Origin of the sequence: Mesorhizobium sp. M7A.F.Ca.US.006.04.2.1 (assembly GCF_004022915.1) — a bacterium.
GTDB classification, from domain to species: Bacteria; Pseudomonadota; Alphaproteobacteria; order Rhizobiales; family Rhizobiaceae; genus Mesorhizobium; species Mesorhizobium ciceri.
Window position 1 is genome coordinate 1 of record NZ_RZQA01000874.1, and the last position, 2,565, is coordinate 2,565.

Here is a 2,565-nt window from a genome sequence, read left to right on the forward strand (position 1 = left end):
TTCGAGCTCTATCGCTACACCGTCGAAGCCATCAAGGGCGTCGACAAGTTGTTGCGGGTCGGCGGCCCGGCAACGGCCGACAATGCCTGGATTGGGGATTTCCTGGATTTCTGCCGGACCAGCGGACTGCCCGCCGATTTCGTCAGCACGCATCACTATCCAACTGATGATTTCGGTAAACCAGGCGATGACACCGAAGCGCAGCTCGCCGCGAGCAAGCGCAGCGCCTTGCGCGACGAAGCGCGCGCCACGCGCAAGCAGGCGGGCGATGTGCCCCTCTATTATACCGAATGGTGCACCTCGTCCAACCCGCGCGACCCCTTGCACGACGACCCCTATGCCGCCGCGTTCATCGTCAAGACCGTGCTGGAAGCAAACGGGCTGGTCCAGGGATACAGTTACTGGACGTTCTCCGATATTTTCGAGGAGAACTATTTTCCCTCGATACCCTTTCAGGGCGGGTTTGGATTGTTGAACATCCACGGCATCGCCAAGCCGGCCTATCGGGCCTTTCAATTGCTGCATGGAGTTGGCACCGAGTTGCTGCCTGTCGAGGGCGCTCACGAGACGGTGGATGCCTGGGTTATCCGCGATGACGGTGGGTCCACGCTGATGCTGACGAATTTCGCCCTGCCGCGTCATCCGATCGAGACCGAGGAGGTTTCGTTCACGCTGAAAGCTGCGCCGACAGCCACGATGGCTTCCGTACAACAAATCGACGCCGATCACGCCAACGCAAAACGCCGCTGGGAGGAAATGGGCAAGCCCGAATATCTCGACCCGGCGACGGTCGATGAGCTCAACGATGTGTCGGAACTTCGCAGTGAGCCGGTCGCGACCGAGAGCGAGGCCGGTACCTTGAGCCTCAAAGTCACACTGCCACCGCTATCGGTCGCCGCCATACGTCTGGCGAGCACGTGAACCGCTTTATGGGAGACGCACGCTGGAACCTCCTCGGGCCTGCCAATTCAGTAAGCGCTGTTCACGGCCTGCACCGAATCGCGCAGCGACTTGACGTCGCCTGCCGAAATCGGACTGGCCTGGTTGCCCCAGGCATTTCGGATGTAGGTCGCCACCGCGGCGACCTGGTCGTCCGAGAGCTTCCACGCGGGCCAGCCGCGATGCCGACCGGCGGCTGGTCATAGTGCTCGCCGTGCCGATCGACCCAATCCAGGTAGTTGTAGCGCGCCCGGGCAGCCGAGCATCTTCTAGCCGGCCATATCCTTGTTGCCGCCATAGATCCGAAAACATCCCCTCCTTGGGGCTTCTGCCAAAGCATTTTTGGAGAAGGTCGTGGCATCCGACGCACCGAGATCGATCTTGCCCGCCTTCGAGATCCAAAGCATCGCATCCTGCGCTTGGGCCGGGAGATCGGCGAAAAGCTTGCCGCCCTGCGATGACAACGCGGGGTCGTCAATTGCCTTGGTCGCTGCCCGGTAGAGGGCGGCCCGAGTCATGCGCGATCGAAAGCTTTGTGTGTCTTCACCCTTTGCCCATGGTCCCTACATGTACCACCTGCATGCCCGTAGGCGCCGGCAAGCTGATGATCGATGAAGAGCGGCACGCCGCACGCCTTGGCACCGGGGCCGAGGTCGTCTTCAGGGATAAGCCTTTCGGTCGCGGCCTCGACGAAGGCAGCCTCCTCGGGCGGCCGAACTGACAGTGAAATCGCCAAAGGCGGCTATCATAAAAATTGCACTCAATTACCGATTAAATTCGTTTGCATGAGATCCGCGATGGCGGGAAACTACAACGTGAAAACCACACAGCCCGATGCCTGACGTGATCGGGATGTTGGCGGTGCTGACACTCTGAAGGCGCGCTAGCCAGGCAGAGAATATCCCGAAGCAAATGGGGATTGCCGCTTCGCCGCACGAGCGACTTTTGACGCTGGATCGCCAAGGAGAAGAATATGGCTGAAACTGAGACCAAGGCCTGGATCTCGCCTGGGGGACCGCGCTGTCCGACCTCTCCGATGCCGGAAAGCTCCTCTTCGATCTTCCGTGACACCGAGAGCCTGGAGGCAGAGGCCGAGACAGGGCGCGAGATAGCCTAACAAGCGCTCCGCGCGGCAGCCCGGTTCGAAACAGCACGGTCAAGATGGCGAGCGGGATGTGATTGTGATTGAAAGGAGTTCGACTATGTCCACACTGCAGCATGAAATTAGCGGCAGAAACGTTTTGCGCACTGTCGGACCTGCCCAGCACCATTCAAAGGTCGTGGAATTCATCGACGAGATCGCCAGGCACGCTAACGATGCGCCGACCTCGGTCGAAATCTTTTCGAATGACGGCCGCTGGTACTGCAGGGTCCGCCGCGGTGAAGAAAAGACCCGCCCGATGGGTCCCTATACCAAACAACAAGCTGAGCGGATCCAGGAGGTTCGGAGACTGTTGATCGCCAAAAGAGGCACGGCTGGGATCATGTTCGAGTAGGACGGGACTTTCTTAGTCACCAGCCGAAGCACCGAGTGGCCGCGACCTTGGTTTTTGGGATGCGCTTTCGGACGTTGTAAAAAATAGTCGTCGCAGGAAGGGAGGCGGCGATGGTTCAAACGCATACCAT

3 protein-coding genes and 1 pseudogene are annotated in these 2,565 nt (G+C 59.8%); 3 read left to right on the forward strand and 1 reads right to left on the reverse strand.

Translation table 11 applies throughout. The features are described from left to right. Positions 1 to 921: pseudogene (locus EN925_RS31455) on the forward strand (beta-xylosidase); the annotation flags it as partial. A 287-nt stretch (positions 922 to 1,208) separates the two neighbouring features. Here EN925_RS31455 and EN925_RS31460 read toward each other — a convergent pair. Next, entirely contained in the window at positions 1,209 to 1,403 is a 195-nt protein-coding gene (locus tag EN925_RS31460) for a hypothetical protein (RefSeq protein ID WP_127369962.1), read from the reverse strand. 509 nt (positions 1,404 to 1,912) lie between these two features. Between EN925_RS31460 and EN925_RS39865 the strand changes: the two genes are divergently transcribed. Further along, the gene (locus tag EN925_RS39865; RefSeq protein WP_164766094.1) at positions 1,913 to 2,056 is read left to right on the forward strand and encodes a hypothetical protein; all 144 of its coding nucleotides are present in this window, start codon (positions 1,913 to 1,915) and stop codon (positions 2,054 to 2,056) included. 85 nt (positions 2,057 to 2,141) lie between these two features. Further along, complete coding sequence (locus EN925_RS31470) at positions 2,142 to 2,435, forward strand: hypothetical protein (protein WP_127369961.1); 294 nt, start codon at positions 2,142 to 2,144, stop codon at positions 2,433 to 2,435. The last annotated feature ends 130 nt before the right edge of the window (positions 2,436 to 2,565 follow it).

Bases quoted from the DNA above. Each gene is read 5' to 3' on its own strand.
- EN925_RS39865 (WP_164766094.1), top strand. From the start codon at position 1,913: ATGGCTGAAACTGAGACCAAGGCCTGGATCTCGCCTGGGGGACCGCGC.
- EN925_RS31470 (WP_127369961.1), top strand. From the start codon at position 2,142: ATGTCCACACTGCAGCATGAAATTAGCGGCAGAAACGTTTTGCGCACT.